This is a genomic window from Proteus sp. MB838 (assembly GCF_054767435.1).
Genome location: NZ_BAABMO010000080.1, coordinates 1 through 4,502, shown reverse-complemented (window position 1 = coordinate 4,502; position 4,502 = coordinate 1). Strand labels below are relative to the sequence as shown.

Sequence of the window (4,502 nt, the reverse complement as noted above, 5' to 3'; positions counted from 1 at the left end):
GCGCATTATCGATTTGGTCGAATGCACGAGCAGCACCACCGTAAGTTTTAGCTAAAACTGTAGTGATTGCAGCAGTCAGAGTTGTTTTACCATGGTCAACGTGGCCGATAGTACCAACGTTAACGTGCGGTTTTGAACGTTCAAATTTTTCTTTAGACATTTAAATTGTCCCTCTAAGACACGGAATCGGTGGTTACACCACATCAACCAAGCAGTAATTAAACTAGCGATTAGCTATGCTTGTTAAGATTTTTAATCAGGAAGGCAAGAACATTGGGGAGTGGTGCTGATAGGCAGATTCGAACTGCCGACCTCACCCTTACCAAGGGTGCGCTCTACCAACTGAGCTATATCAGCACATCTGGAGCGGGCAGCGGGAATCGAACCCGCATCATCAGCTTGGAAGGCTGAGGTAATAGCCATTATACGATGCCCGCAGAACTCGGCTACCTGACTTAAAATCAGCTTTGTATTCTACTCAAGTGTTCACGGTTTGAAAACACTTAAGTAAGGAATTAATGGTGGTGGGAGAAGGATTCGAACCTTCGAAGTCTGTGACGGCAGATTTACAGTCTGCTCCCTTTGGCCGCTTGGGTATCCCACCAAATCTAAATTTTAAATGGTGCCGGCACCAAGAGTCGAACTCGGGACCTACTGATTACAAGTCAGTTGCTCTACCAACTGAGCTATGCCGGCTAAGTGGTGCGCATTCTAGGAGGACTTTCGTCATGATGCAACAAAAAAATTGCGATATTTGTTCTTTTGCTTAGATTTTGTTCATTTTTGTATGTATTGTTGATTTTTTAGAAAAAAAAACGACCAAAATGACAGCAAAAAAATCAAAGAAAATCCAACGCAATATTCTCTCTACAATCCTAGATTTATCACTAAACAGTAAAATTCACCTAAAAGAATTATTTTTACGCTTTTATTCTACGCTTATTTTTATTTTTTATGACTATTTTTTGTACTTTTTTTACAAATTTATTCAGTTCGCGTCAAAAAAAGCAGAAAAAAAGTAAAAAATCTCTACGCCTCTGCCACATCACTCGTTATGATGCTGTTTATTTTTTATCGGATACGGGTGTTTTAAACAGCCTGTCCAACCTGCGAATACTAGGCAGATGTTGGCTTATGAATAACAAAGAACGCTTTACAACCCCTTATTTAGAATTTGATAGAAAGCAGTGGGCTACGTTAAGGAATTCGGTCCCCTTAACATTAACAGAAACAGAAATTGCCGACCTTAAAGGCATTAATGAAGAAATCTCAATTGATGATGTCATTGAAATTTATCTTCCATTATCAAGGTTGTTAAATTTCTATATCAGTTCAAATTTACGTCGTCAGGCTGTCTTAGAACAGTTTCTAGGCACAAATAACGCCAAAATTCCTTATATCATTGGTATAGCGGGTAGCGTAGCGGTGGGTAAAAGTACGACTGCCCGTTTACTTCAAGCTTTGCTAACTCGTTGGCCTGAACATCGGAAAGTGGATTTGATTACCACTGATGGATTTTTATTACCTAATGCGGAATTAAAAAAACGCGGAATAATGAAGAAAAAAGGGTTTCCTGAATCCTATGATATGCATAGTCTTGTCTCTTTTGTCTCTGATATTAAATCGGGCAAAAAGCAAGTGACTGCACCTGTCTATTCTCATTTAGTGTATGACATTATTCCAGACAAAAAACAGGTCATTGAGCAACCCGATATTTTGATCCTTGAAGGACTCAATGTATTACAGAGTAATCAAGACTACCCTCATGATCCACATAATGTTTTTGTATCAGATTATGTCGACTTTTCCATTTATGTTGATGCAGATGAAGCATTATTGAAACACTGGTATATCAGCCGATTTTTAAAATTCCGTGAAGGGGCATTTACCGATCCCGAATCCTATTTCAATAATTATTCCAAGCTGAGTCGCGAAGAATCTATTGAGATCGCGTCTTCCATTTGGCAAGAAATTAATGGCTTAAACCTAAAGCAAAATATTTTACCAACCCGTGAAAGAGCCAGCTTGATTATGACTAAAGGTGATAACCATTCGGTTAAAAGCGTTAGATTACGTAAATAAATCTTACCTATTTAGAGAATAGATAAATTATCAATTCTCACCCTATAAATAGGCGGATTAAATTTAAATATGCTCTCTTTACCTATTTTAGAGAGCATATTTTAATATGAAAATTGTAGCAAAATAAACCAATTATGGTGCACTTCGTAGCGATATCTCACCACCAATATAGGGTACTATTTTATTGTTTTGTTCTAAAAGTAACACCCCTTGCTCATTAATACCTTTAGCGATACCAAAGATCTCTTTGTCACCAATAATTAATTTAACACGCCTATCAATAAAATTATCTAAACTTTTCCAACGTTCAATAAAAGCAGATAACCCCTGTTTTTCAAATTGTACAAATGCTTTTCTTAGCGCATTAGTGATTTCACAAGCCAACTGATTCCTATCTATTTTTATCCCTACCTGCTCTAAATTAATCCATTGTTGGTTTATTGCATCTTTTTGATTGTTACTCATGGCGATATTAATACCAATGCCAGTAACAATATGCGCAACATCACCTGTTTTTCCCGTTAATTCAACCAAGATCCCAGATAATTTTTTATCATTTAAGTAAAGATCGTTTGGCCATTTAACTTTGACACCATTCGCACCAAATTGCTGTAAAACTTCAGCAAGGATCACACCAACAACTAAACTTAGCCCGATTGCTGCAGCAGGCCCTTGATCCAATTTCCAATACATACTGAGATATAGATTACGACCAAAAGGAGAGATCCATTGCCGCCCTCTACGCCCACGCCCTGCAGATTGATATTCAGCAATACAAACATCACCGGAGGTTAATTCACTAATACGCTGTATCATATACTGGTTAGTTGAATCAATAACCGGTATCACACGAGCTGGTGCACCTTGAATGCCTCGATTGACACGTTCACTGTTTAACAGGTTCATCGGTGCATCTAGCTGATAACCCTGACCTGCCACTGTATGAATGTCGATACCCCAGCTACGCAATGTCTTGATATGCTTATTAATCCCTGCCCGTGTCATCCCCAAACTTTCGCCTAATTGTTCTCCTGAATGGAGCTCACCATCAGCAAGGATATTGATGAGTAATAGAGGAGTTGATGTCTCTTTCATGAAATAGCATCCACCGCGTTAATCTCGCCATGCCGTCCAATAAAACGCACTTCCGGCTCTAATTGGACTCCAAAACGTTCAAATACCTTTTGGCTAATATAACTTGCTAAATTAACAATATCGCGCCCACTTGCCTTGCCTTCTTTATTAATTAATACCAATGCCTGTTTTGTATGCACAGCAGCGCCACCGCTCTGATAACCTTTCAAACCACATTGATCAATAAGCCAGCCTGCAGCAAGTTTTACACCATTATGTTGTACATATTGAGGGCAAAATGGATATTTACTTTTTAAGCGTTGTGCAAGTTTTATATCAACAATAGGATTTTTAAAAAAACTACCCGCATTACCTGTAAGAGCAGGATCCGGCAATTTACTTGTCCTCATACCGCATACAGAGTCGAACACTATCTGTGGTGTGACTGTTTCTGGTGATAATTTAGCTAAATCACCATAGGTCAAAATAGGTTCCCAATGTTTATTCAGCACTAAGCCAACGGCAATAATTGCATAACCTTGCTGATAGTGATGTTTAAAAATGCTGTCGCGATAGCCAAATTGGCACTCTTCATTTGTTAAACGCGTGACTTTACCAGTGCTTAACTCAACAATATCAACATAGGCGCAAACGTCTTTTAATTCTTTACCATAAGCACCAATATTTTGTATGGGAGCAGACCCAACATTACCAGGGATTAAAGCGAGATTTTCTAACCCATAAATATGCTTTTCAATTAAGCTCTTTATAAGGTTATGCCAATTTTCACCTGCCCCAACATGAATATGCCATTGTTGCTCATCTTCTGTAATTTCAATGCCAGAAATACAGTTTCTAATCACCGTACCGTTAAAATCTTCAATGAATAGAACATTACTCCCTCCGCCTAAAATAAGAATAGGCAGTTTTTGGTCTTGAGCATTTTGCCAGTACCGACAGAGTTCATCTGTATTCTTTGCCGTTTCTATATGACGAGCATTGGCTTTCAAACCAAATGTATTAAATGATTGCAATGAAATAGGTTTATTCATGAAAGTCGACCTCATTTAGCTGATAGCTTAGTTTAGCAGTCAACCTGCTGTGAGGATAGCGCGAGTGAGCTGTTGGTAGGTAATAAGAGTAAGTTAAAAAGATACCTATATTATTCTAGGTGTGATGATTATTAAGAATAAAGAAAAACAAATGCAAAAAAGCCAACCCAGTGGGTTGGCTTTCTCGTCTTATTTAATGCTTAGCAGTTCCCTACTCTCACATGGGGAGACCCCACACTACCATCGGCGCTACGGCGTTTCACTTCTGAGTTCGGCATGGGATCAGGTGGGACC

The 4,502-nt window shown here is 38.6% G+C and carries 4 protein-coding genes, 4 tRNA genes and 1 rRNA gene; 1 reads left to right on the top strand and 8 read right to left on the bottom strand.

Features of this window, described 5'->3' with window-relative positions:
• The 5 genes from ACYUCW_RS17815 to ACYUCW_RS17795 form a co-directional block, all read right to left on the bottom strand.
• A partial coding sequence (locus ACYUCW_RS17815) for a GTP-binding protein (protein WP_082239425.1) occupies positions 1–160 on the bottom strand: 160 nt, incomplete at its 3' end.
• 121 nt (positions 161–281) lie between these two features.
• Positions 282–357, bottom strand: a tRNA-Thr gene (locus tag ACYUCW_RS17810).
• A gap of 5 nt (positions 358–362) precedes the next feature.
• Positions 363–437: transfer RNA gene (locus ACYUCW_RS17805), tRNA-Gly, on the bottom strand.
• A gap of 82 nt (positions 438–519) precedes the next feature.
• Positions 520–604, bottom strand: a tRNA-Tyr gene (locus tag ACYUCW_RS17800).
• A 16-nt stretch (positions 605–620) separates the two neighbouring features.
• A tRNA-Thr gene (locus tag ACYUCW_RS17795) sits at positions 621–696 on the bottom strand.
• A 438-nt stretch (positions 697–1,134) separates the two neighbouring features.
• Here ACYUCW_RS17795 and coaA point away from each other — a divergent pair.
• On the top strand, positions 1,135–2,082 hold the full coding sequence (gene coaA / locus ACYUCW_RS17790; protein ID WP_004246971.1) for a type I pantothenate kinase: 948 nt from the start codon (positions 1,135–1,137) through the stop codon (positions 2,080–2,082).
• A 132-nt stretch (positions 2,083–2,214) separates the two neighbouring features.
• On the opposite strand, the gene birA is transcribed toward coaA, so the two are convergent.
• The 3 genes from birA to rrf form a co-directional block, all read right to left on the bottom strand.
• A complete protein-coding gene (gene birA / locus ACYUCW_RS17785; RefSeq protein ID WP_460409162.1) occupies positions 2,215–3,177 on the bottom strand; it encodes a bifunctional biotin--[acetyl-CoA-carboxylase] ligase/biotin operon repressor BirA in 963 nt (320 codons plus the stop codon).
• Positions 3,174–4,208, bottom strand: coding sequence for a UDP-N-acetylmuramate dehydrogenase (gene murB, locus ACYUCW_RS17780; RefSeq protein ID WP_460409161.1), 1,035 nt, complete (start codon positions 4,206–4,208; stop codon positions 3,174–3,176). The genes birA and murB overlap by 4 nt, the downstream gene beginning before the upstream one ends.
• Before the next feature lie 198 nt (positions 4,209–4,406).
• Positions 4,407–4,502, bottom strand: a 5S ribosomal RNA gene (gene rrf / locus ACYUCW_RS17775); the annotation flags it as partial.